This is a genomic window from Streptomyces sp. NPDC054841 (genome assembly GCF_053611045.1).
This window is the reverse complement of sequence record NZ_JBSGZO010000022.1, coordinates 1-23802: the sequence shown is the minus strand read 5'-3', so window position 1 is coordinate 23802 and position 23802 is coordinate 1. Positions and strand designations below refer to the sequence as shown.

Genomic DNA, 23802 nt, shown 5'->3' with positions numbered 1-23802 from the left:
GCCCGGAGCCAGTACCCGGCCTCCCCGTGCGATGGTCTCCAGCCACCATGGGAGGCGTCCGACGTTCTCTCCGGGTCCGACGATGATGCCGGGATTGACGATCAGAGTATGTCCAGGGAAACCTTCCTCCACTGCCCGCTCGCATCCGGCCTTGAGCGCGTTGTAGGGCACGTCGTCCGGTGAGGCGTCCGGAGAGCAGGCGTGGCGGGGGAAGGTCTCGTCCACCCCTTTGGCGGGCCAGTCGGCGTAGGCATGGAAGGACGAGACGAACGCGTACGCTCCCGCGTGCCCGGCCAGCGCCCGGACCGAACGCTGCACGGTACGTGGCTCGAACCCGCAGGTGTCGATCACACAGTCCCAGGTTCGCCCTTCCGCCAGCGCACGCAGGGCAGTCTCATCCTCGCGGTCCCCTTGGGCCGCCTCTACACCGGAAGGCGTCGGGCCCGACTGCCCGCGGTTGAACAACGTCACCTCGTCGCCACGCCGGAGCGCCTCGTCGACGAGCGCACGGCCCAGGAAGACAGTTCCACCGATGACAAGGATCTTCATGACCGCAAGGCTTTCATCATGCAGCGTTCTTGCCAAGATCACTACGCGCCAGCGTCGATCATGCTCCGTCGCCCGAGTGGACCGAGGTCGGAGCGCGACCGCAACGAATACGAGTGCGGGCGTGACACCGCCCAGCAGTGCCGGCAGGGCGATGCCGACCACGATCCAGGCCCCGGAGCCCCGCCGCCGAGTTGGTGCTCCAGGACGTCCCTGAGTGCAGCCCCCTTGACCGCCCCTCTTTCGCCTCAACGTGACGTGACCGGGATCTCAATGCAGCTCCGGGGGCCGGTCCGTACTCTGGTCACGCTTCTCGGTCGTGGGTGAGGTGGAAGCCCATGAAGAGTCTTCGGTGTCGAACTAGCGATCTGTCAGCCAACTCAGCAAGCGGTCAGCGTAAATCCCTCGATGAGTGGCGGGCGTTTGCCGGGGAGCGTGCTGTTGTAGGCACAAAACAGCCCTTGACCTGCAGAAAGCAGGCAGGGAGCGAATTTCGGGAGTTCTGAATGCTTCGTACCCTATTCAAGTCCAAGATCCACCGGGCCACCGTGACCCAGGCCGACCTCCACTACGTCGGCTCCGTAACCGTCGACGCCGAGCTGATGGAAGCCGCGGACCTGCTCCCCGGCGAGCTCGTCCACATCGTCGACATCGACAACGGAGCGCGCCTGGAGACGTACGTCATCGAAGGCGAACGCGGCTCCGGTGTCATCGGCATCAACGGCGCTGCCGCCCATCTCGTGCATCCCGGCGATCTGGTGATCCTCATCAGCTACGCCCAGGTCGACGACGCCGAGGCCCGGACGCTGGTGCCCCGCGTCGTCCACGTCGACAGCCGCAACCGCATCGTCGAGCTCGGCTCCGACCCGTCGCGGCCGGTGCCCGGCAGCGACACCGAGAGCAGCCCGCACGCCGTCCCGGCCACCGCCGGCAGGGCCTGAACAGACCGCGCGCGCCCGAACAGACCGCAAACGGCAACGGACGGAGGAGAGCACCATGGCAGACCCCGAGCTCCGGGACGACCGTGCCGCCGGGCGGCTGGAGGCATACGAGGACGGTGTGTTCGCCGGCCACATCGCGTACTTCACCATGGACTCCGAGCCCGCCGGGCTTGTCGCGGTGCACACCGTCGTGGAGTCCGGACACGAGGGCAAGGGCATCGGCGGGTCACTGGTCCGGGAGTTCTACACGATGGCCGCCCGTGAGGGTGTGCCGGTCGTGCCGCTGTGTCCCTACGCCGCCAAGTGGGCGCTGCGCCATCCCGACGAGGCGCCCGTGCCGCCCGCCGAGCTGGTGGAGGAGGCCGAGCGGCAGCTGGCGGAGCACCACCCGGGACTGTGACGACGCCGGACTCGGATTCCGCAGCCTGGGATCCGCGTCCTCGGATTCCGGGCTGCGGAATCCGCGTCTTCGGAATCCGCAGCCTGGGACTGGAGCCGCGGCATCCGGCCGTCGAGCAGCTGCCGGCGCGAGCCAGGGCCACCGACGCGTGGATCCGCCGCGCGTGGGCACGCGCAACGGAGGAACCTGGAGCCATAGGCTCCATCGACTCCCAGGAGCTTGGTATGACCCACCCGCAGCCCCCTCCCGTACCGCCCATACCGACCCCGCCCCCGGACCCGCTGGGCCCAGGGCCGGGCCCGCCACCCAGTCCTGTCCCGCCGCCTGAGCCGCCGCCCGGCCCCGCACCGGAACCGATCCCCGAGCCGCCGGGACCGGCACCGGTACCGGAGCCGGAACCGCCGCCCGCCCCGCCCGGCTGACAGGGCGATACACCTAGTCCGTGCGCACCTCCGACCGGTCGCCGCCCCAGAGCGTGTGGAACGAGCCGTCACGGTCGGTGCGCCGGTAGGTGTGGGCGCCGAAGAAGTCGCGCTGGCCCTGGGTCAGCGCCGCCGGCAGCCGCCGCGCACGCAGCGCGTCGTAGTACGACAGCGCGGCCGAGAAGCCGGGCGTCGGCACGCCCTGCCGCGCGGCTGCCGCCACCACCGCACGCCAGTCGTCCTGGGCCGCGCCGATCTCCTCGGCGAACTGCTTGTCCGAGAGCAGGCTCGGCAGGTGGGGCTGGGCGTCGTACGCGGCCCGGATGCGGTCGAGGAACGCGGCCCGGATGATGCACCCCGCACGCCAGATCGACGCCACGGCCCCCAGGTCGATGTCCCAGTCGTAGGCGTTACTGCCGGCCTGGATCTGGTGGAAGCCCTGTGTGTACGACACGATCTTCGACGCGTACAGGGCCTGCTCGACCTGGCTCGCGAAGCGGGCCGCCTCCTCCTCGCCCAGCGGCTGAGGGGTGGGCCCGGGCAGGGCGTGCGAGGCGGCCCGCAGGTCCGCGTGCCCGGAGACCGAGCGGGCGAAGACCGCCTCAGCGATGCCGGAGACCGGAATCCCCAGGTCCAGCGCGATCTGCACGGTCCAGCGGCCGGTGCCCTTCTGCTCGGCCCGGTCGGCGACGACGTCGACGAACGGCTTGCCGGTCGCCGCGTCCGTGTGGGCCAGCACCTCGGCCGTGATCTCGATCAGATACGAATCGAGCCTGCCGGTGTTCCAGCCGCGGAAGGTCTCGGCGATCCGGGTGGGGGAGTAGCCCGCGACGTCGCGCAGCAGGTGGTACGCCTCCGCGATGAGCTGCATGTCCGCGTACTCGATGCCGTTGTGCACCATCTTCACGAAGTGGCCCGCGCCGTCCGGGCCGATGTGCGTGGTGCAGGGGGTGCCGTCCGAGGCCTTCGCGGCGATCTTCTCCAGCAGCGGGCCGAGCGAGGTGTACGACTCGGCCGAGCCGCCCGGCATGATGCTCGGCCCGTGCAGCGCCCCCTCCTCACCGCCCGAGATGCCCACGCCCACGAAGTGGATCCCGCGCTCGCGCAGTTCGCGTTCGCGGCGCCGGGTGTCGGCGAAGTGCGCGTTGCCGCCGTCGATGATGACGTCGCCGGGCTCCAGCAGCGGCGCGAACTCCTCGATCACCGCGTCCGTGGGATCGCCCGCCTTGACCATGATCACGAGGCGGCGTGGACGCTCCAGGGCTGCGACGAACTCCTCGGGGCTCTCGGCGGGGACGAAGGAACCCTCGTCGCCGAACGCCTCCACGAGCTCGCGTGTGCGGGTGGCGGTCCGGTTGTGCACGGCGACCGTGAAGCCGTTGCGCGCGAAATTGCGTGCGAGGTTGCGGCCCATCACCGCGAGCCCGGTGACGCCGATCTGGGCGGTACCACTCATGCGTGTGCTCCTGGAGTCCGTCGGAAGTGCCCCTCCCCATGGCCAGTATGAATACGGGTCACGGGACTGCGGCGTTCATGAGGCCTCAAGTCGCTCGAGGGGCGCAGGATTCCCCGGTTCCGCCGAACGACGGCTCCCCTGTGCGCCGTGGCGCCTTGCGCACACCCTTGTCATGGCCTCTTCCGAGCCCATAGTTTTGTCCGCTGCTGATGCGTTCAAGGGGGGACTCATGGCCGTTCGCGGACGACACCGCCGATACCAGCCGAGCCGTATCAACAGGGCCTCGCTCACCGTCACGGCGGGTGGCGCGGGAATGGCCCTGCCGCTGATCGGGGCGGGCATGGCGAACGCCGCGTCCGTGGACGTCTGGGAGAAGGTCGCGGCCTGCGAGTCGACCGACAACTGGCACATCAACACCGGCAACGGCTATTTCGGCGGTCTCCAGTTCAGCCAGTCCACCTGGGAGGGCTACGGCGGCACGGTCTATGCCGCGCGCGCCGACCTCGCCACCAAGGACCAGCAGATCGCCATCGCCGAGAAGGTGCTCAAGGGGCAGGGACCGCGCGCCTGGCCGGCCTGCTCCGTACGGGCGGGACTCACCCGAGGCGGTGACGTACCCGATGTCTCACCGGAGCGGCAGCGCGAGCCGCGGTCCGGAGAGAACCGACAGGCCCGGGAGTCCGCACCGGCCGGACAGGCCGGACAGGCCGGGCCGAGCAAGCGGAGTGGGCGCACCGTGCAGGCCGGGCATGTGGCGACGCCGACCACCGTCCCCACGCAGCGCGAGAGCTACACGGTGGCGCGCGGCGACTCGCTCTCGGGCATCGCGCGGTCCGAGCGGGTCAAGGGCGGCTGGCAGGCACTGTACGAAGCCAACCGCGAGGTCGTCGGTGACGACCCCGATCTCATCCATCCGGGCCAGCGGCTGGTGGTGCGGGCCACGGCGCCCGCACCCGCGCGGCCGAAGAGTCCGCCGCAGAGCCGGCCGAAGGCTCAGCCGCCCGAGGCCCGGCAGCCCGTCGCCGGGTCGCAGCAGCAGAAGCCGCAGGCGGCGAAGCCCAAGCCGAAGGCGAAGCCCAAGGCGTTGCCGAAGCAGGAGCAGCGGCACAAGGAACGGTCCGACCGGGCCGGACGCGCCGCCGGCTTCAGCGCGCCCGTCGCCGCGAGCACCGGGACCCCTTACGGCAAGGCCGGTTCGTCCTGGTCCAGCGGCTACCACACGGGCGTGGACTTCCCGGTGCCCACCGGGACCTCGGTGAAGGCCGTCGCCTCCGGCCGGATCGTCTCGGCCGGCTGGGCGGGAGCGTACGGCTACCAGATCGTCATCCGGCACACGGACGGCAAGTACAGCCAGTACGCGCATCTGTCGGCGCTCAATGTGCGCGAGGGGCAGCAGGTCAACAGCGGCCAGCGGATCGCCCGTTCAGGATCCACCGGCAACAGCACCGGACCGCACCTCCACTTCGAGGTGCGCACGGGGCCGGGGTACGGCTCCGACATCGATCCGCTCGCGTACCTGCGCTCGGGAGGCGTCACGATCTGACGCCTCAGATGCCTCAGGCACCTCTGACGTCTGTGACGCCTCAGGCGCCTCGGACGTCTGAGACGCATGCGACTTCCGTGAGGCATACGGTGTATCCGGGGCAGGGGCCGCGGTCGGCCGTTCCGCGGTGAGCAGCGTCAGCCCGGCGGCCGCGACGGTCGCGCACACCAGCGCCAGCACCGCGCCCGTCGCCCCGTACTGGAACCGCTCTCCGAGGAGTGTGATGCCGACCGCCGCGGCCACCACCGGATTCACGACGGTCACGGTCGCCAGCGGTGCGGTGAGCCCGGCGCCCCGGTAGGACGCCTGGGACAGCAGCAGCCCCGTCGCGCCGAGACCCGCGATCACCAGCAGGCTCGGGAGCGGGGCCGCGCCGCCGGGTGCGCCGTCGAGCCAGTCCGCCACGACGGTCTTGGTGAACACCGAAGCGACGCCGAAGGCGACCCCCGCGCCGCCGGCCAGCAGCACGCCCCGTACGACGGCGCGGCGCACCCGCTGTGCGGTGACGAAGAAGGCGGCGATCGTGCCGAACGCCGCCGCGCTGAGCACCAACCGTTCTCCGCCGCCGAGTTGCCCCCCGCCCGCCCCGGAGTCCGCCGCGCCCGTCAGTGCCAGCAGCCCGGCCAGGCCCGCCGTGGCCATCAGCGCGCCGCGCCATGCCGTCGCCCCGGCCCCGGCCCTGGCCCCGGCTCCGGCCCCGGCCCCGGCTCCTGCCGCGCCGCCGGCGAACAGCGCCGCCATCGGCAGGGCGAGCACGAGCGTCAGCGCGCCCAGCGGCTGCACCAGACTGAGCGGCCCGTACGCCAGCGCGAGCACATGCAGCAGCGCCCCCAGTCCGTTGAGTGCGATCGCCACCCACCACACGGCGCTGTGCATCGGTGCGTAGGGCCGGGCGGGGGCGCCGACGGCCACGCGCTCCTGCACGATCGCCCCGGCCGCGTAGGCGGCCGCGGAGACCAGGGACAGCAGCACGGACAGTGCGAGGGTGCTCATGGGCTCCACGATCTCCCCCGCGGGCCGCCCGCGTCGTCGTCCTTGAGCACACACTGGGTCGTACTGCCGACGGAGTACGGGAGTACAACCGCGGTGGTGGTCCCGGCGAATGACCCGATCAGATCCGGTCGAAACAGACCTTTCCGGTGTCCAGGTCGAAGCGTGCCCCGGCCACGACGGCTCCCTCGAAGGCCGGGTCCGCGGCCAGGGTGCGCCGTATGCGGGCGACATTGGCCCGCACCGTGTTCTCCACCCAGTCCCCGGGCAAGTGCTGCGTCGCGCGCGCGGACGGTGCGATGTCATCGATCACCCGGGAAAGGTGGCCGGTCGCCGGCCGGCCCGTCCGCACGTGGTCCACCGTCGCGGACACCGCCCCGCACCGCTCATGACCGAGGACCAGCACCAGCGGGATGTGCAGCTCCTCCACTCCGTACTGGATGCTGCCGAGCACGGCCTCGTCCAGCGCCTGGCCCGCCGACCGTATGACCATGAGATCCCCGAGTCCCTGGTCGAAGACCAGCTCCGGCGGCACCCGTGAATCGATGCACCCGAGCACGACGGCGAAGGGGTGCTGTGCCACGGCGACCGCGCGGCGGCGCCCCGCGTCGTCGTGCGGGTGACGCTGCCGCTCGGCGGCCCACCGGATGCTGCCCGCGCGCAGCAGGGCCAGGGCCTCGCCGGCGGCGGTGGGGCGTGGCGCGCGCGTTCCGCGGGGAGCCGTGGGCGTCGCGGCGCGGGCGGAAGGCAATGCCACGGTCATGGCCGCGGCCGTCATGCCGAGTACCGCTCGGCGGTTTCGAAGAGTCACATGGCAAGGTGACAGTGAACCGACAGCGACGGTTTTGATTTGATCGATCTTCTACCGGACTTTGACTGAAGTAGGGCGTGTGGATCTCGAACAGCTGGAGTCGGTGGGCGGTTTCTTCGCCGTACGGCACGGGGAACCCGGCACCGGACATGTTCCCCTCGCCCGGCTGTACGCGGGAGACCTCGCTCCGCTGACCCCCCGCGTCGACCTCGTCGCGGCCCGGCTGCGCACCCCCGAACGCAGGGTCGCCGCCTCCCTCGCACATCTCGGGCTCGCCTCCCGGCTCTGGTCCACGGCGCTGGGGGCCGCCGCGCTCCACGGCGAGTTCCCCGACCCGGCAGCCGCGGCCCTGCACTGGGACCCGGCCCTCACCGCGCCCGACGATCTGCGCTGGACACGGACACGGACCCTCCCCGGCACGGTCGAGTCCATCCGTGCGGCCGTGCAGTACGGACATCTCGTACCACTCGCCGAAGCCGTCCGCAGCGATGTCCGTATCTCGCCCCGGCTGCTCCGGGGCAACGCGGGCTCCGCGCTCGCCGGCGCCCTGCGCGAACTCGGCCGCTGGGCACACGCGCAGGGCCGCCCCGAGGTGGCCGAGCGGGCCGCGGACCTCACGGCCGGACTCCTGAGCCACCCCGACCTGACCGGCACCGTACGCGGCCCGGCGCTGCGCCGGACCAGCTGCTGCCTCTACTACCGCTGCCCCGGCGGCGGACTGTGCGGCGACTGCGTCTTCGACCGCCCGCCGCAGCAGTAAGCACCCGCAGTGGTCTTCCGCCCCGGCCCGGTCTGAGTGACCATCAAGACATGAGGGTGGGACTGCTCACACGCGAGTATCCGCCGGACGTCTACGGCGGCGCCGGAGTCCATGTGGAGTTCCTCGCCCGGGAGTTACGGTCCCTGACCGACCTCGCCGTGCACTGCTGGGGCGAAGGCGACGCCGACGGAGTCGTACGCCACACCGCACTCGCCGCACTCGACCGGGCCAATGACGCGCTGCGCACGTTCTCCGTCGATCTGTCGATGGCCGCCGCGCTGGAGGGCCGCGAAGTCGTCCACTCCCACACCTGGTACGCGAACCTCGCCGGCCATCTCGCCAAGCTCCTCCACGGCATCCCGCACATCGTCACCTCGCACTCGCTGGAACCCCTGCGGCCCTGGAAGGCCGAGCAGCTCGGCGGCGGCTACGCCCTGTCCGGCTGGGCCGAGCGGACCGCGATCGAGGCGGCGGACGCCGTCATCGCCGTCTCACGAGGGATGCGCGCCGACATCCTGGACTGCTATCCCGCCCTCGACCCGGCCAAGGTCCGCGTCGTCCACAACGGCATCGACACCTCCCTCTACCGGCCCGACCCCGGCACGGACGTACTGCGTCGCATCGGCATCGACCCCGCCCGCCCGTACGTCCTCTTCGTCGGTCGTGTCACGCGCCAGAAGGGCGTCCCGCATCTGCTGCGCGCCGCCCGCGCGCTGGACCCCGGCGCCCAGCTCGTGCTCTGTGCCGGAGCACCCGACACCCCGGAGATCGGGGCCGAGTTCCGGGAGCTCGTCGACGAGCTCGGGCGGGCGCGCGACGGGGTGCACTGGATAGCCGAGATGCTGCCGCGGGCCCAGGTCGTCCAGCTGCTCAGCCATGCGGCCGTGTTCGTCTGCCCCTCCGTCTACGAGCCCCTGGGGATCGTGAACCTGGAGGCGATGGCCTGCGGCACCGCGGTCGTGGCGTCCGCGGTCGGCGGTATCCCGGAAGTCGTCGAGGACGGCCTGACCGGATTGCTCGTCCCGTACGACTCCGGGCATCCGCAGGACTTCGAGACAGGGCTCACCGAAGCGCTGAACCGGGTGCTGGACGACCCCGCCACGGCACGGCGGATGGGCGAGGCCGGGCAGGAGCGCGCGGTCCGCGAGTTCGGCTGGGACCAGGTGGCCCGGCGCACGTACGAGGTGTACGAGGAGACGCTCAAGTCGAACTGACGAACTGACGGCGCGAGCCGACGGCGTGAGGGGGCGCGATGCGCGGTGGACCTTCGGTGCTCGGGATCGTTCTGGCGGGCGGGGAGGGCAAACGGCTGATGCCGCTCACCGCCGACCGGGCGAAACCGGCAGTCACCTTCGGCGGTACGTACCGGCTCGTCGACTTCGTGCTGTCCAACCTCGTCAACGGGGACGTCCTGCGGATCTGCGTACTGACCCAGTACAAGTCGCACTCCCTCGACCGCCATGTCACCACCACCTGGCGGATGTCCAGTCTGCTCGGCAACTACGTGACGCCCGTACCCGCCCAGCAGCGCCTCGGCCCGCGCTGGTATCTCGGCAGCGCGGACGCCATCCTGCAGTCCCTCAACCTGGTCCATGACGAACAGCCGGACTACATCGCGGTGTTCGGCGCCGATCACGTCTACCGGATGGACCCGCGGCACATGCTCGAGCAGCACATCGGGAGCGGGGCGGGCGTCACCGTCGCCGGGATCAGAGTGCCGCGCACCGATGCCTCGTCGTTCGGCATCATCACCCCCGCCACCGACGGCACGCGGGTGGAACGCTTCCTGGAGAAGCCCGCCGATCCTCCGGGGCTGCCCGGCGATCCCGGCCGGGTGTTCGCGTCCATGGGCAACTACCTCTTCACCACCAAGGTGCTGGTCGACGCGCTCCACCGGGATGCCGAGGACCCGCGCTCGGTGCACGACATGGGCGGATCGATCCTGCCGATGCTCACCGAGCGGGGGGTGGCGCAGCTCTACGACTTCGACGGCAACCACGTGCCGGGCGAGAGCGCGGCGGAGCACGGCTACTGGCGCGATGTGGGCACGCTCGACTCGTACTACGAAGCCCATATGGATCTGATCGCGGAACGGCCCGTCTTCAGCCTGGAGAACCGCCGCTGGCCCATCTATACGCACTCCGGCCAGCTGCCGCCCGCGAGATTCTGCGCGGGCGGGATCGCGAGCGAGTCGGTCGTCAGCCCCGGCTGCGTGATCCGCGGCCAGGTCACCCGGTCCGTGCTCTCACCGGGTGTGAGCGTCGAACCGGGAGCCGTCGTCCAGGGCTCGGTCCTGCACGACAACGTACGGATCGGGCGCGGCGCGGTGGTGCGCGGGGCCGTACTCGACAAGAACGTCGACGTCCCGCCCGGCGCCACGATCGGCGTCAACCCGGAGCGGGACCAGGAGCTGTACACGGTGTCGAAGGGCGGAGTGATCGCCCTGGGGAAGGGGCAGCCGGTGCTGTGAACCCGGCCGCAGCGGCTGCCCCTTCGGCCCGCGTCAGCAGTCCAGGTAGGCCACGTGGATCCAGACACCGGTGCGGCCGCCCCACAGGTCGCCCATCACCCAGTTCCCCTCCTGTCCCCGCGCCTCGAACCCCTGTCCCTTGTCGACCTGGCCCAGCACGGGGTAGTCCGTGCCCGGGCCGCCGCGGTAGTTGACCCCGTTGTCGTTCACGAAGCACGTCTGGTGTGCCTGCTGCGGGGCGGCCTGCCGGTGCTGTGCGGCTGCCGGCGCTGCTGCCGGCGCGGCGGATGCGGCCGCCGCGCCGGTCGTGGCGACGACGGCCCCGGTGGTGGCGACCGCCACGGCGATCCCCGTCAGCGCCTTCTTGAACCTGGCCATCTGCATGTCCGGTGTTCCTTCCTGGTCCGGCGATGTGGTGCCGCACCGGCCTCCCGTCGGATCCCCCGAAGGCCGGTGCGGCTTTCCCCTGCGTGATCCACGATCGGCCAGACGCGCCTCACGGTGTACCTGACGTATGTCAGGGAGGACCTCAGGCACCCTCACGAACCCTCAGCGCGAGTACTCCGCCAGGTACTTCATCACCTCGTCCACATACGGCCGGGTGCGGGCCGGGACACCGCGCTCCTCCGTGACCACGCGGGCGCTCGTGCGGTACCCGGCGGCGATCAGCGCCGGCAGATCCCGGTGCAGACCGTTCTGCTTGAAGTGGTTGTCGAGGTAGCAGAGATACGGCCCCATCGTGGCAATGGCGTCCGGCGCCGACATGTAGTCCTTGCGGCCGTCACCGTCGCCGTCCACGGACCAGGGTCCGAAGACCTCCGGCGTCCACATCGCGATGCCGTGCTCCCTGATGCGGATGCCGTTGCTGGTCCTGACACGGCTCGCGTCGGGGTCGAAGCCGCTTTCCGCCTTGAGCATCGCGGCGATCAGCGCCGGGGTGACCTCCCGCTGGGCGCAGCGCATCGCGGCATTGACGATGTGCGGGCGCAGTGCCTGCGGGACGTCGGAGCGGGCCGGCAGCGCACCGGCGGGCGCTCCGCTCCGAACGGACGCCGTGCTGCCGTTCGCCCCCGTCGCGCCGCCGCCGGCCCCCGTTCCCGCTCCGGTGGCCAGTACCACCGCCGTGCCGGCCGCGGCGGCGAGCAAGGTCGAGCCGACGGCCAGCAGGACCGCCGAGCGCCGGCGCCGTACCGCACCCGCGTCGTGGCACAGCAGCCTCACCCGCCCGGCCAGTTGCCCGGCGGTGAGCCGGGCGCGGGAGGCGTGGTCCGGGCGCAGGCACTCGGTGATCAGCTGCCGCCAGCCCTCGGGCACGCTCCCGTCGAGACGGAGCCGGGCGCCGCCCCGCGCGTACGTCTGGGCGGCCAGCGCACGCGCCCGCGCGGTGGCGCCCGGGAAAGGGTGCTGTCCGCCCGTGAGCACCTGATGGGCCAGTACTCCGAAGGCCCAGACGTCCGCCGTGGGGCGCAGCTTCGTACCGCGACAGCCGGTGCGCTCGGACCACCATTCGGGCGGTACGTGGTCGAGCGAACCGAGCGGGAGTACATAGGCGTGGGTGCCCTCCAGCTCGGCGGTGAGGCCGAAGTCGGCGAGCCAGACCGCACCGCCGGGCCCCAGCAGCACATTGGCGGGCTTCAGGTCGCCGTGCACCCGGCCGCGCGCATGGAGGTGTGCGAGACCCGCGGCCACTCCGTCGAGCACCTGGCGTGCCACGGCCGCCGGGACGCCTGTCACATCGGCGACCAGATCCTGCACACTGCGCTCCGCCCGGTCCATGACCAGCGCCGTCAGGCCGTCCAGCTCAGGGCGGTCCGGGTCGCGGACCGTGAGGACCGAGTGCGTCCGTACGAGATGCGGATGGTCCGCCTCCAGCGCGAACCGCACCTCGCGCCTGACCAGCTCGTCCATGGAGGTCCGCTGGCCGGGGGTGAGCAGATCGGTGCGCAGGAACTTGATCGCGGCGGGGTGGCCGTCGGCCGTGCGCTCGGCGGCGTACACGCTGCCCCAACTGCCCGCGCCCACGGGTTCGGTCACCGTCCACGGTCCGACCCGGTAGCCGGGGGAGATGCTGATGGAGGGCATGCTGCCGCGAGCCATCCCGTGCGCCTTTCGCGTCGCTCCTGCCGCTGCTGCTGTCGGTCGCCAGGGCCCGGACGGGCCCTACGGCCCGTCCGGTCTTCCGGGCGTCGGTGCGAGCAGCGCGAGGTGCTCCTCGCGGACCAGATCGAAGCGGAGCGCGAACGCCACCAACTCGTCCCGCTTGCCGCCCACGGTTCCCTCCAGCTCCTCGGCCCCGTCGCGCAGCCGCAGTTTCACCGAGGTGAGGTAGTCGATGTGATAGTTCACCGCGGACCGCGTCAGGTCCTGGCAGGCCGCCAGGGGACGCAGCCGCTCCAGTACGTCGCCGACACCCGGCACGGCTCCGCTGGAGGCGCGGCGCAGCCGTGGCTCGCACAGGGCGAGCAGCACCAGGAAGTACTTCGACGTCGGATCGAGGGTGAACGGGCTCATCGTCGGCTCGCCCATGCGCGGCAGCGGCTCCCCGTCCAGATAGGTGTGCTCCGGTGCGAAGACCTTGAAGGACGCCTCCGTGTCCCTGGCCGGAAGCACCACACGTGAGAACTCGAACGGAATGGGCGCCCCGAGTCTGCCGGGTGCGACCTTGACGTGCTCTCCGGCGCCTTCGAGATTCTCGACGACGTAGGTCACCGTCCGGCTGAAATTCGACAGTCGCCAATAGTCCTCGGCAGCGGTGATCTGCCCGGCCCGGCGCGACACTCCGGGATCGTCCAGGGCCACGGGCACCGGGGTGTCCGGCGCGCCGCGACCGAACTCCGCCGTGCTTCCCGGACCGAGGCGCAGCAGCCGGGGTCTGTCCGGCCTGTTTCCCGGGCGCCTGTCCTGAGGTCCGCCCCGCCGCTCTTCCTGGCGTTCCGGCAATTGCACGATGACGGTGTCCATGCTTCGCCTCCCCCCGCATCAGGCGCCGCCATTCTAATGCCGCGGCCGTCACTCTCGTGCCACCTGTCGCCACGGAGGGTGACGGTTCACTCGTCCCGGCTGTCGGGCAAGAGGCACGGTTTGGCATCCGGACTCCCGACTGGCGTAAAGTTCCGCTTTTGGAAACTTCGCGCGGGACACGCGGGACACGCGCGACACAGGGAACGGAACGGCAGCGGCGATGACGGTGACACAGGACGGCCCCGTCCAGGAGAGCGGGCCGGACGAGGAGTACGGGCCGGGCATCGAGCCGGAGCGCCTGGCCGTCTGCCTGAGCGTTCTCGAAGAACTCGACCGGCTCGAGGTCGACCACCCGGATGCGATCACGGTCCGCCGGGCGACCGCCGGGATCTACCGGACCGTGAAGCAGCGCCGCCGCCAGGAGCGCCGGGCCGCCAAGACCGCCCACGACAAGTCCGTCACCGAGGCCACCGCCACCGGCTCCGCCGAGCGCATCGACGACGAGACCCAGGGCCTGCTGCCCTCCTCCTCCGTGGCCGGCGAGATCGCGGGCATACTCCAGCGCCCCCGGTCCTGCTACATCTGCAAGACCCGGTACGTCGAGGTGGACGCCTTCTACCACCAGCTGTGCCAGAAGTGCGCTGCCGAGAACCGGGCCCGCCGTGACGCCCGCACCGACCTGACCGGCCGGCGGGCGCTCCTCACCGGTGGCCGCGCCAAGATCGGTATGTACATCGCGCTGCGGCTGCTGCGCGACGGCGCCCACACCACGATCACCACCCGCTTCCCCAACGACGCGATCCGCCGCTTCAAGGCGATGCCGGACAGCGACGAGTGGATCCACCGCCTCAAGATCGTCGGCATCGATCTGCGCGACCCGGCGCAGGTCGTCGCGCTCGCCGACTCGGTCGCCGCCGAGGGCCCGCTGGACATCCTGATCAACAACGCCGCGCAGACCGTACGCCGCTCCCCGCAGGCGTACAGCGAGCTGGTCGTGGCCGAGGGCGCCCCGCTGCCCGCGGGCGAGCTGCCCTCCGCCGAGGTGATCGGCACCTTCGGCAGCGGCAGCGTCGACCGGGTGGCCGCGCTGCCCGCCGCCCGCTCCGGCGAGTCCGACGTGCTGAGCGCCCAGGACGTCACCGAGCTGGCGCTGGTCTCCGGCTCGGCGTCGCTCGCCCGGATCGAGGCGGGCACCGCCATCGACGCCGGCGGTCTCGTTCCCGATCTGCACGACACCAACAGCTGGATCCAGACGGTCTCCGAGGTCGACCCGGTGGAGCTGCTCGAAGTGCAGCTGTGCAACTCCACCGCGCCGTTCATCCTCATCAGCCGGCTCCGCCCGGCGATGGCCGCGTCGTCCGCCAAGCGCAAGTACGTCGTGAACGTCTCCGCCATGGAGGGCGTCTTCAGCCGCGGCTACAAGGGTGCGGGACATCCGCACACCAATATGGCCAAGGCCGCGCTGAACATGCTGACCCGCACCAGCGCGCAGGAGATGTTCGAGGCCGACGGCATCCTGATGACCGCCGTCGACACCGGCTGGATCACCGACGAGCGCCCGCACCCGGACAAGATCCGGCTGGCCGCGGAGGGTTTCCACGCCCCGCTCGATCTGGTCGACGGCGCGGCCCGGGTCTACGACCCGATCGTGCGCGGCGAGGACGGCGAGGACCTCTTCGGCTGCTTCCTCAAGGACTACGCGCCGGCGAACTGGTAACCCGACCGTCACCCGAACAGCCGCAACCCCCGGGCGCACAGGGCCGCCCGGGGGTTTGCTGTACCCGATGGGCCGTCACCTCCGCACGGTTTCGGTAAAGAAACATCCAATGTGACGTTCCCCATCGAGCGCAGGGGCGCTCATTTGGTTACCCTGGAGCCCACGGGCGGCCATCAAGGGCCCACGAAACCCCTCGGCCGCCCTGGGACAGGCCCGCATCACGGCCGCGATCCCGCCTGGAAACGGCGCCACCGCGACCGGAATGCCCATGTCCCCCTGTTACGCGACACAGAGGAGTGCGCGGTGACAACCGAAGTGACGAAGCAGGACCAGCGACCGGCGCCAAGCAGCGAACGGGCCGGGCGGCTCGACGAGCTCGGCAGCCTCGAGGTCTGGGCCAGGTCCGCACCGATCCGGCTTGCCGGATACGAGGACGACCTCGAGGAGCCGCACATCCTGCCCGGCGTCGACTGACGCCGGTCGCTGGATCATGTACCCCCTGGCCATGACGGGCCGGGGGGTACGACACGTTTTGCACCCCTGTTGCGTCCCGTTCACACCCGTTCGGCCGTCACATCGGTCGTGCTCAGCCGGGTCGGCGGCAGGAAGTCCCGCAGATAGCGCCGCTGCCACCAGGCGCCCGTGGCGCGCAACTGCCGCCAGGTCGTGTACTCGTAGTGGTAGAGCCGGGCGCGGATGTACAGCGGCGGGGCGTCGGGGAACGGATTGCGGCGCAGCAGCCGGATCGTGTCGCGGTCGTTGTCGAGCAGCCGCTCGACGAAGCCGCCGAACCAGGGGCGGGCATACGCGGGGGAGAGCGCCGCGAACCACATCAGCCAGTCGAGGCGCAGATGGTACGGGGCGAACTGGCGCGGCCATCGCCGGATGTCCCCCGGTTTGCCGTGGAACTCGTACTCCCGCCACACCGTGCCGGGGCGCAGTACCCGCTCGTCCGTGCCCTCCACGACGACCTCGAACCGGACCCGACCGACGGTCCCGAACGCGCCGTACGTGTTCACCAGGTGCAGCGGGTCGAAGGAGCGGTTCATCGCCTGGTGCCGGGAGAGCAGATTGCGGACCGGGCGGTAGCTGAGGGCCAGCACGAGCACGGTCACCGCGATCACCAGGATCTCGTACCAGATGGGCGGCCCGGGTAGCGGATGCGGCCCGGTGAACGGGGAACCGTCGACGGCGGACAGCGCCAGCGTGATCGTCAGCCAGTTCAGCCAGGAGAAATTGCCGGACAGGACCAGCCACAGCTGGGTCGCGATGATCAGCCCGGCCGCCGCGCTCGCGATCGGCTGAGGGGTGAACAGCAGGACGGGGACCAGGAGTTGCGTGACATGGTTGGCACCGGCCTCCACCCGGTGCAGCGGCCCCGGCAGATGATGGAAGAACCAGCTCAGCGGTCCCGGCATCGGCTGGGTCTCATGGTGGAAGTAGAGGCAGGTCAGCCGCCGCCAGCACTCGTCGCCGCGGATCTTGATCAGTCCGGCGCCGAACTCCACCCGGAAGAGCAGCCAGCGCAGCAGCCACAGCACCAGCACCGGTGGCGCCACCCGCTCGTTCCCCAGGAAGATCGCGAGGAATCCCGTCTCCAGCAGCAGTGTTTCCCACCCGAAGGCGTACCAGGTCTGTCCCACATTGACGATCGACAGATACAGCGCCCACAGCACCGCCCACCACAGCATCGCGGTCCACAGCGGCAGCTGATCGGCCGCACCGCCCACCAGGGCGGCCGCGAGTACCGCCCCGGCCCAGGCACAGCAGGCGAAGAACCGGTCCGAGTAGTGCAGTTGGAAGATGCTCGGTGCCCGCCGCAGGGGTACGAACCGTACGTACGCGGGCACCGGCAGCATGCCGCGCTCACCGATCAGGGCGCGGAACTGGAGTGCGGCACCGAGGAAGCCGGCGAGATAGATCACGGCGAGCGCCCGCTGGAAGACCAGCCTGCTCAGCCAGTAGTCGGGTGCCGTGAACCACTCCATCGCGTTCCTCCGGTACCTCCAGTATCGGCCTCGGCCGCGATCCGTCGCAGTACGGCACCGAGCCGGCGTGCGTACAGCCGCTGCAGCACCGGTACGAGGGGCCCCGCGAGCCGCGAGTACCAGCGGGCCGGTCTGCTGAAGGCCAGCACGGTGAACCAGACGGAACCGTCGTCCCGGAGCTCCACCGTGAAGGACTCCTCGCCGCTCTCCGGATGGCCCGCCAGGGTGCCGTACGCGAAGCCGGTGCGGGCCGGCTCGTACTCCGTCCAGATCACCCGGCAGGGCGCCCTGAACCGCAGCGGGCCGATGCCGAGCGACACCTCGACGGCGGTCCCCGGCTCGGCGTGCGGGGAGGCGGCCCGTACTCGCGCTCCCGTGGCGCGATGCATCCGCCAGGTGGTGACCGCCGTACCGGCGGCCTCGAAGACGGCGCGGCCCCGGCCGATGCGGGTGCGGTGGTGGAGGTGGTGGTAGCCGTCCGGGAGCGGGCCGAGACGGGTTGCGCCGGTCTCCCGGTAGTTCGGGGCTGCTTCGGTGGTGCGCATGGGGCGGTCTCCTCCGGTCATACGGTGTTGGTGCCCGGTGGCAGCGGGGCGATGCCCGGCGGGCGTACAGGGGCGTGGAGCCGATGCCACGCCAGCACCGAGCAGAGCGCGAAGCCCAGCGCGTTGCCGAGGCCGTGCGTGGCGGCCATCCAGGTGAGGTTCGGGTGCGGCAGACCGGTGGCCTCGCCCACCGCCCAGCTCAGCGCCGCCAGCATCGTCGCCACCAGGACGGCAGCCGACACGGCGAACAGGCCGCGCGTCAGCCGTCCGGCGCCGGCGGTCCGGATGTCCCGCCAGGTCAGCAGGGCGACGGCCCACATTCCGGCGGTCAGCACGAGCGCCCCGGCCAGCTCGGCCCAGTCGTCGAGGAAGTATCCGGCGAGCACGAGAAGGGTGCCGAGGGGGACGCTGAGGGCGGCGAAACGGGCGGTGGGGCCGGGCGCCACCCGGCCGACCAGCCCGGCCACCAGCGCGGCGGCGAAGCCGGCGAAGTGGAAGTGCGGCACGGTCAGCGCCAGGATCTCCAGGTCGAAGCCGAAGAGGCGGTGGCCCGAGCGCTCGGCCACCAGGGCGACTCCGGCGACCGCCGGGGTGACCAGCGCCGTGAGCACCGCGATCTCGGCGGGGGTGATGGGGGCGCGTGCCGCGTCCGGCGGGCCTCGGCGGACGGTGCGGTGCAGCCGCGCCGGGGCGTGCAGGGCCAGTGCCAGGGTGGCGAGGGCGTAGACCGAGGCCAGTGCGGTGGCGGCGGGGCCGCGCGGGAGCCACAGGGAGACCGCGCCGGGCGCGGCGAGCAGCGGCCACAGCCTGCGCAACAGCACCGGAGCGGGTGCGGTGACGAGCCGGAGACCCGCCGGGACGATCACCAGCATGCCCAGCATCACGATCGCGTTGACCAGAGCGGTCATCATGCCCACCCCCTGCTTGAACGTGTTCAATTCCTGTTCGTGAGCTTAGGCCGGGAACTGAACGTGTTCAAGTCGCGGGCTGTGCCGGAATACGGCATGACAGGAGAGATCGCAAAGATCACTCCGGGTGCAATTCGCAACAGGCGGGAGATGGCGGGACATGTTCGTGCGCTCACCGAAGCAAGGCCGGTACGCGGGGCCGGCCGCGCTGTCGGCAGGCCTGACGGCCGCTCTACTGGTCACGGGCTGCAGCAGCTTGGCAGGTCAGGGGCAGCCGGGTACCTCGGCCTCGCAGCAGGTACATCTGCAGCCGGCAGCGGATCAGGGTCCTGATCCGTTCACCCCTTCGACGGCAACCACCACGGGCGCGTCCGGGGAGTTCCACGCGCCGCGTACCACTGGGGCGAGCGGCCCCGAGTCCACCGTCCGGCCCATCCGGACCGTTCTCGGTTCCACGCCGGGGCTGTACGGCGGCACGCGCTCGGTCGCGAGCTGCGACGTCGAGCAGCAGATCCGCTTCCTCATGGCCGACCGGGTGAAGGGGGACGCGTTCACCCAGGGGGCCGGCGTGAGCCAGCAGGACATCCCGGCCTTCCTGCGCGGGCTCACCCCGGTGCTGCTCAGGGCCGACGTCCGGGTCACCAGTCACGGCTACCGCGACGGGACCGCCCAGCGCCATCAGACCGTCCTGCAGGCCGGGACCGCCGTCCTGGTCGACGAACACGGATCGCCCCGGGTCCGCTGTGCCTCGGGCAGTCCACTGGCCTCGCCCGTGGTCACGGCCGGGACCCCGGAGGAGCAGGGCAAGCCGTGGAAGGGCTACGACCCCGGGCGCGTCGTCGTCATCACCCGCGCGGCGCATGTGATCGACAACCTCATGATCGTCGACATCATCGGCAACGCCTGGATGGAGCGGAAGAGCGGCACGGACGGCGAGGCGGACCGCAAGCCCGACGTGCCACCGCCGTACGACACCGGCACCCATGTCACCGAGGCGCCGGCGGGCCTGCCGGCCGGCCCGGTCACCTCCAGTCCGCAGCAGGCGAGCCCCGACGCCGCCGCCTCGCAGCCGAACCGCCAGGACCCGGGCACCGACCGCCCCGGCGTGCCCAGCGCCCCGACCGGCGGTCCCGACGCCATCCGGCCCGACGCCATCCTTCCCGATGCGAGCGTCCCCGGCGCGAGCAGCCCCGATGCGGGGGCGGCCCAGCCCGTGCCCGCCGACCCGGGCGATCCCAACGCGCTGCCGCAGCCGCAGCAGGACGACCAGGGCGCGTTCGATCCGTCCGGTACCGAGCTCTGGGGCCCGGACGACCGTCCCGACGGCGGTGCCGGAACGGGCAGCGGAACGGGTGACGACACGGGCAGTGGAACGGGGGACGACACGGGCGGCGGCGCGAGTGACGGCGCGAGTGGCGGGCCCGATGTGATCCTCCCGGATGCCGTGCCGCCGGATGCCGTGCCGCCGGATGCCGCGGCGCCGGATGCCGCGGCGCCGGATGCCGCGGCGCCCGACGCCGCCGGGGACTCCGCGGCGCCGCCCGTCGACGGGCAGACCGCGCGGAGCTGAGCGGGCGGTCAGCCCGCCGCTCGATAAATCGGACAAACGATGGCAGAGTGTCACCATGGTTGATCGGGCAGCGGGTGCCCTGTCGCTTCCCGACGACTGGCCCGCCCACCCGGATCTGAGTCTGGCCCTCAACCGCATGGGCAGCTTCGACTGGGACCTCGACAGCGGGCTGATGCACCTGGACCAGCCCGCTCTCGATGTGTTCGACGTGCCGGCCGAAGAGTACGACGGACGCCCCGAGAGCCTCGCCCCCCGCTTCCCGCGCAGCGAAGCGATCCGGCTGGACGGGCTCGTGTCCCAGGCCCTCAAGAGCGGCAGCACCAGGTACGGCGCCTACTTCCGTATCCGGTGCCGGGACGGAACTCTGCGCTGGACCCACACCCAGGGGTCGGTGCTGCGCGACGCCTCGGGCCGGCCCCACCGCATCATCGGCATCGTCCGTGACGCGACCCAGGAGCTCGCCGACTCCAGCGCCCGTGTCGAGCTCGACGCGGAACGCAGGCGCCAGACCAGCGTCGTCGAGACCACCACGGCCGCGCTCGCGCACGCCAGGACGGTTCAGGACGTCATCGACGTACTCAAGGACTCGCACGGACTCGAGCGCCTCGGCGCCACCAGCATGGTGGTGGGGCTCCTGGAGTCGGGCCGGATCCATCTCGTCGCGGAGGGTCCCGAAGGCTCGTTCGTGCCCGGCACGCGGTACACCCGGGTCGACGAGCAGTACCCGATGAGCGAGGTCATCCGCACCCTCGCGCCCCGCTTCATCGAGTCGAAGGAGGACTTCGCCGACTCCTATCCGAGGCTGTGGCCGCACATCAGCGGTCTCGGAATCACCTCGGCCGCCTACATGCCGCTCATCGCCCAGGCCCGCCCCATCGGCGCACTTGGCCTGCTCTACAGCGACAAGACCGGTTTCACCACCGAAGAACGCAATCTGCTCGTCGCACTCGGCAGCAGCATCTCGCAGAGCCTCCAGCGGGCGGTCCTCTTCGAGCAGGAACACGACCTCGCCGAAGGGCTGCAGCAGGCGATGCTGCCGCGCCGTATCCCCTCCGTGCCGGGAGCGCAGATCGCGGTCCGCTACCGCTCCGCCAAGCTGGGCCGGGACATCGGCGGCGACTGGTACGACGTCATCCCGCTGCCCGGCGGACGCGTCGGCGCGGTCATCGGCGACGTCCAGGGCCATGACACGCACGCCGCCGCGGTGATGGGGCAGCTTCGCATCGTCCTGCGCGCCTACGCCGCCGAAGGGCACACCCCGGCGACCGTGATGGCCCGCGCCTCCGTGTTCCTCCACGAGCTCGACACCGATCGCTTCGCGACCTGCATCTACGCGGAGGCCGACCTGACGACGGGTGTGGTCCAGATGGTCCGGGCCGGGCACATCGACCCGCTGATGCTCAGCACGGACGGGGACTGCCGCCGCATCCCGGTGGACGGCGGACTCCCGCTCGGACTGTCCGCCGAGTTCGGCAGCCTCGAATACCCCGTCGCCACCGTCGAACTGGACCCCGGGCAGAGCCTGCTGCTCTACACCGACGGACTCGTCGAACAGCCCGGCGCCGACCTCGACGACGGGATGCAACTGCTCACGGCCACGATCCGCGGCGGCCCCAAGGACCTTCAGTTGCTCGCCGACCAGCTCTGCGACGAGGTCGACGAGCGGGCGGGCGACGACGACGTGGCGATCCTGCTGCTGCGCCGCCATGGCGCATACGCTCCGCAGACCGGCGGAAGGCTGCAGCAGCACGTCGCCCAGAACGACCCCGAGGCACTCAGCTCCGCCCGGCACATGATCCGGGCCGCGGTACGCGCATGGGGCGCGGCGGACAAGTCCGACGAGATCGAGCTGGCGGCGGACGAGCTGATCACCAACGCCCTGATGCACACGGACGGCGGCGCGATCGTGACCGTACGCGTGCTGTCGGGACCCGAGCGGCGGCTGCGGGTGGAGGTCGAGGATCCGTCGAGCGCGCTGCCGCGGCGCCGGGAGGCGGGGGAGTCCGGGGTCTCCGGCCGGGGGCTGATGCTGGTGGACCGGCTGGCGGACGTCTGGGGTGTGGAGTCGCGCGGCAGCGGCAAATGTGTGTGGTGCGAGTTCATCGTTCCGGACCGGCAGGCAACCTGAACACTACCGGATGGTAACCCTATGTAACCTGATTGTACTTGACCGTAACCGACCGCAGGCGATTGACTGCATACTCCTGTGTTCCGGCCCTAGGACATGAGGACCCCTTTGAGCAGCGAGCTTCTGGCACCTCTTGATCTGGCTTTCTGGCACCTCGAAACCGCCGACCACCCGATGCACCTCGGCGCGCTCGCCCACTTCACCCCGCCCGCGGCCGAGGACGGCAGCAGCGGCGACGGGAACGGCATCGGCAGCGAGGAGATCCTCGCACTGCTCGCCGCCCGCGCCGCCGCGATTCCCCGGCTCAGGATGCGGGTGCGCGACGTCCTGCTGCCGGTCGGCGGTGCCGCCTGGATGGTGGACACGGACTTCGACGTACGCCGGCACCTCCGCCAAGTGCGGCTCCCGGCCGGTGACTTCGCCGCGGAAGCCGCCAGGCTTGCCGGCGAACTGATGGAACGTCCGCTTGAACGCGGGCGGCCACCTTGGGAGATGTACCTCCTCACCGGAGGCCGGGGCGACCCGTTCGGCGTGCTCGTCAAACTCCACCACGCACTCGCCGACGGCATGCGCGCCGTCGCCATCGGGGCCGGGATCTTCGACGAGATCGCCGACCCCCGCGGCCGCAGGAACGGACGCAAGGCCCGGACCGTGCCGCCCCGCTCCTGGCTGCCGGGACCCTGGCAGGTCGCCGGTATGGCCCGCGGCCGGATCGAGGAGCTGGGCCGGGCGCGTCGGCGCCTCCCTCGTCGGCGCCTCGCTCGCCCGGGCCGGGCGGCTCGACCCGCGCGGTACGGCCGCGCTCAGCGCGACCTCCAGCGGGACGCGCAGGCTCGCCACCGCCGTCCTCTCCCTGGACGATGTGCACCAGGTGCGCAGAACTGCCGGTGGCACCGCCAACGACGTGCAGCTCGCCACCGTCGCCGGGGCGCTGCGGCGCTGGATGACCGAGCGCGGCGACGCCCTGCCCCTCACCGATCCGAGTGCCCTGGTCCCGGTGTCCCGGCGCCGTCCCGGCAGCCCGTCCGGCTCCGGCAACAAGCTCTCCGCCTATCTCCTCGGGCTGCCCGTGACCGAGGCCAACCCCTGGGTCAGGCTCCACTCCGTCCGCAGCGGCATGGACCGCAACAAGGCCGCGGGCCCGATGCGCGGCGCCGGGGCGGTGGCCCTCATCGCCGACCAACTGCCGCCGCTCGCCCACCGCTTCGGGGCGCCGCTGGCCGGAAACGCCGCCCGCATGCTCTTCGACGTGCTCGTCACGAGCGTGCCGCTGCCGCGCTCGGCGCTCTCGCTCGGCGGCTGCCCGCTCAGCGAGATCTACCCGATGGCGCCGCTCGCCCGCGGGCAGTCGCTCGCGGTGGCGATGTCGACGTACGGCGGACACGTGCACGTCGGCCTGGTCGCCGACGGCAAGGCGCTGCCGGACGTGGACCGGCTCGCGCGCAGCATGGAGGACGAGCTCGCGGCGCTGGTGGCGCTGACCCGGTAGGGGCGGGGCCTTTCCCTGCCCGCCCCTACCCGAACCGGGGCTCCGCCCCGGACCCCGATTGGGGGGGTGGGGCCCCGCCCCCCGGGGGGGGCCGAGCCCGGGGGGGGGGAACCCCCGGGGGGGGGGGGGGGGCGGGGCCGGGGGCAGCCCCGCGCCC

At 71.6% G+C, this 23802-nt stretch carries 20 protein-coding genes and 2 pseudogenes; 12 read left to right on the top strand and 10 right to left on the bottom strand.

From position 1 onward, the window contains the following. A partial coding sequence (locus ACWGI8_RS05460) for an NAD-dependent epimerase/dehydratase family protein (RefSeq protein ID WP_453658789.1) occupies window positions 1–711 on the bottom strand: 711 nt, incomplete at its 3' end. 341 nt (window positions 712–1052) lie between these two features. Here ACWGI8_RS05460 and panD point away from each other — a divergent pair. Together panD and ACWGI8_RS05450 are read left to right on the top strand one after the other, a co-directional pair. After that, window positions 1053–1487 carry an aspartate 1-decarboxylase gene (panD, locus tag ACWGI8_RS05455; protein WP_453658788.1) on the top strand — a complete coding sequence of 145 codons (435 nt, stop codon included), beginning with the start codon at window positions 1053–1055 and terminating at the stop codon, window positions 1485–1487. 55 nt (window positions 1488–1542) lie between these two features. Further along, window positions 1543–1887, top strand: coding sequence for a GNAT family N-acetyltransferase (locus tag ACWGI8_RS05450; protein ID WP_453658787.1), 345 nt, complete (start codon window positions 1543–1545; stop codon window positions 1885–1887). Window positions 1888–2322: 435 nt separating this feature from the next. On the opposite strand, the gene gndA is transcribed toward ACWGI8_RS05450, so the two are convergent. After that, window positions 2323–3765 (bottom strand): NADP-dependent phosphogluconate dehydrogenase, encoded by a 1443-nt coding sequence (gndA, locus tag ACWGI8_RS05445; RefSeq protein WP_453658786.1) that lies wholly within the window; start codon window positions 3763–3765, stop codon window positions 2323–2325. Window positions 3766–3994: 229 nt separating this feature from the next. Between gndA and ACWGI8_RS05440 the strand changes: the two genes are divergently transcribed. Then, the gene (locus tag ACWGI8_RS05440; RefSeq protein WP_453658785.1) at window positions 3995–5308 is read left to right on the top strand and encodes a peptidoglycan DD-metalloendopeptidase family protein; all 1314 of its coding nucleotides are present in this window, start codon (window positions 3995–3997) and stop codon (window positions 5306–5308) included. Here the strand turns inward: ACWGI8_RS05440 and ACWGI8_RS05435 are convergent. Both ACWGI8_RS05435 and ACWGI8_RS05430 read right to left on the bottom strand, forming a co-directional pair. Then, entirely contained in the window at window positions 5189–6301 is a 1113-nt protein-coding gene (locus ACWGI8_RS05435; protein WP_453658784.1) for a DMT family transporter, read from the bottom strand. The two genes, ACWGI8_RS05440 and ACWGI8_RS05435, sit on opposite strands and share 120 nt — an antisense overlap. A 118-nt stretch (window positions 6302–6419) precedes the next feature. Next, entirely contained in the window at window positions 6420–7061 is a 642-nt protein-coding gene (locus tag ACWGI8_RS05430; protein ID WP_453658783.1) for a carbonic anhydrase, read from the bottom strand. Window positions 7062–7188: 127 nt separating this feature from the next. Between ACWGI8_RS05430 and ACWGI8_RS05425 the strand changes: the two genes are divergently transcribed. From ACWGI8_RS05425 to glgC, 3 genes are read left to right on the top strand one after another with little or no spacing between them, the layout of a single operon-like run. Further along, entirely contained in the window at window positions 7189–7869 is a 681-nt protein-coding gene (locus ACWGI8_RS05425) for a (2Fe-2S)-binding protein (RefSeq protein ID WP_453658782.1), read from the top strand. Window positions 7870–7919: 50 nt separating this feature from the next. Beyond that, a complete protein-coding gene (glgA, locus tag ACWGI8_RS05420) occupies window positions 7920–9083 on the top strand; it encodes a glycogen synthase (RefSeq protein WP_453658781.1) in 1164 nt (387 codons plus the stop codon). A gap of 38 nt (window positions 9084–9121) precedes the next feature. Beyond that, window positions 9122–10339, top strand: coding sequence for a glucose-1-phosphate adenylyltransferase (gene glgC / locus ACWGI8_RS05415; RefSeq protein ID WP_453658780.1), 1218 nt, complete (start codon window positions 9122–9124; stop codon window positions 10337–10339). Between the two features lie 33 nt (window positions 10340–10372). On the opposite strand, the gene ACWGI8_RS05410 is transcribed toward glgC, so the two are convergent. The 3 genes from ACWGI8_RS05410 to ACWGI8_RS05400 form a co-directional block, all read right to left on the bottom strand. Next, window positions 10373–10723: an SH3 domain-containing protein gene (locus tag ACWGI8_RS05410; protein ID WP_453658779.1), complete on the bottom strand. Its 351-nt coding sequence runs from the start codon at window positions 10721–10723 to the stop codon at window positions 10373–10375. Window positions 10724–10888: 165 nt separating this feature from the next. Further along, complete coding sequence (locus ACWGI8_RS05405) at window positions 10889–12436, bottom strand: protein kinase domain-containing protein (protein ID WP_453658778.1); 1548 nt, start codon at window positions 12434–12436, stop codon at window positions 10889–10891. A 63-nt stretch (window positions 12437–12499) separates the two neighbouring features. Continuing rightward, the gene (locus tag ACWGI8_RS05400; RefSeq protein ID WP_453658777.1) at window positions 12500–13300 is read right to left on the bottom strand and encodes a serine/threonine protein kinase; all 801 of its coding nucleotides are present in this window, start codon (window positions 13298–13300) and stop codon (window positions 12500–12502) included. A 220-nt stretch (window positions 13301–13520) separates the two neighbouring features. On the opposite strand from ACWGI8_RS05400, the gene ACWGI8_RS05395 reads away from it, so the two are divergent. Together ACWGI8_RS05395 and ACWGI8_RS05390 are read left to right on the top strand one after the other, a co-directional pair. Then, entirely contained in the window at window positions 13521–15017 is a 1497-nt protein-coding gene (locus tag ACWGI8_RS05395) for an SDR family NAD(P)-dependent oxidoreductase (protein ID WP_453658776.1), read from the top strand. Between the two features lie 303 nt (window positions 15018–15320). After that, window positions 15321–15491: a hypothetical protein gene (locus ACWGI8_RS05390; protein ID WP_453658775.1), complete on the top strand. Its 171-nt coding sequence runs from the start codon at window positions 15321–15323 to the stop codon at window positions 15489–15491. Between the two features lie 80 nt (window positions 15492–15571). Here the strand turns inward: ACWGI8_RS05390 and ACWGI8_RS05385 are convergent, their stop codons facing one another. From ACWGI8_RS05385 to ACWGI8_RS05375, 3 genes are read right to left on the bottom strand one after another with little or no spacing between them, the layout of a single operon-like run. Then, window positions 15572–17005 (bottom strand): lipase maturation factor family protein, encoded by a 1434-nt coding sequence (locus tag ACWGI8_RS05385; RefSeq protein ID WP_453658774.1) that lies wholly within the window; start codon window positions 17003–17005, stop codon window positions 15572–15574. Further along, on the bottom strand, window positions 16972–17550 hold the full coding sequence (locus ACWGI8_RS05380; RefSeq protein ID WP_453658773.1) for a DUF1990 family protein: 579 nt from the start codon (window positions 17548–17550) through the stop codon (window positions 16972–16974). The genes ACWGI8_RS05385 and ACWGI8_RS05380 overlap by 34 nt, the downstream gene beginning before the upstream one ends. A gap of 17 nt (window positions 17551–17567) precedes the next feature. Further along, window positions 17568–18458 (bottom strand): YndJ family protein, encoded by an 891-nt coding sequence (locus ACWGI8_RS05375; RefSeq protein WP_453658801.1) that lies wholly within the window; start codon window positions 18456–18458, stop codon window positions 17568–17570. 160 nt (window positions 18459–18618) lie between these two features. Here ACWGI8_RS05375 and ACWGI8_RS05370 point away from each other — a divergent pair, with 160 nt between their 5' ends. The 4 genes and pseudogenes from ACWGI8_RS05370 to ACWGI8_RS05355 form a co-directional block, all read left to right on the top strand. Beyond that, a complete protein-coding gene (locus ACWGI8_RS05370) occupies window positions 18619–20028 on the top strand; it encodes a DUF6777 domain-containing protein (protein WP_453658772.1) in 1410 nt (469 codons plus the stop codon). Between the two features lie 55 nt (window positions 20029–20083). Continuing rightward, window positions 20084–22156, top strand: a complete 2073-nt coding sequence (locus ACWGI8_RS05365) for a SpoIIE family protein phosphatase (RefSeq protein WP_453658771.1) — start codon at window positions 20084–20086, stop codon at window positions 22154–22156. Between the two features lie 96 nt (window positions 22157–22252). Beyond that, window positions 22253–23005 (top strand): annotated as a pseudogene (locus ACWGI8_RS05360) (wax ester/triacylglycerol synthase domain-containing protein); the annotation flags it as partial. Next, window positions 22992–23645 (top strand): annotated as a pseudogene (locus ACWGI8_RS05355) (WS/DGAT domain-containing protein); the annotation flags it as partial. The pseudogenes ACWGI8_RS05360 and ACWGI8_RS05355, both read left to right, overlap by 14 nt. Between the last annotated feature and the right edge of the window lie 157 nt (window positions 23646–23802).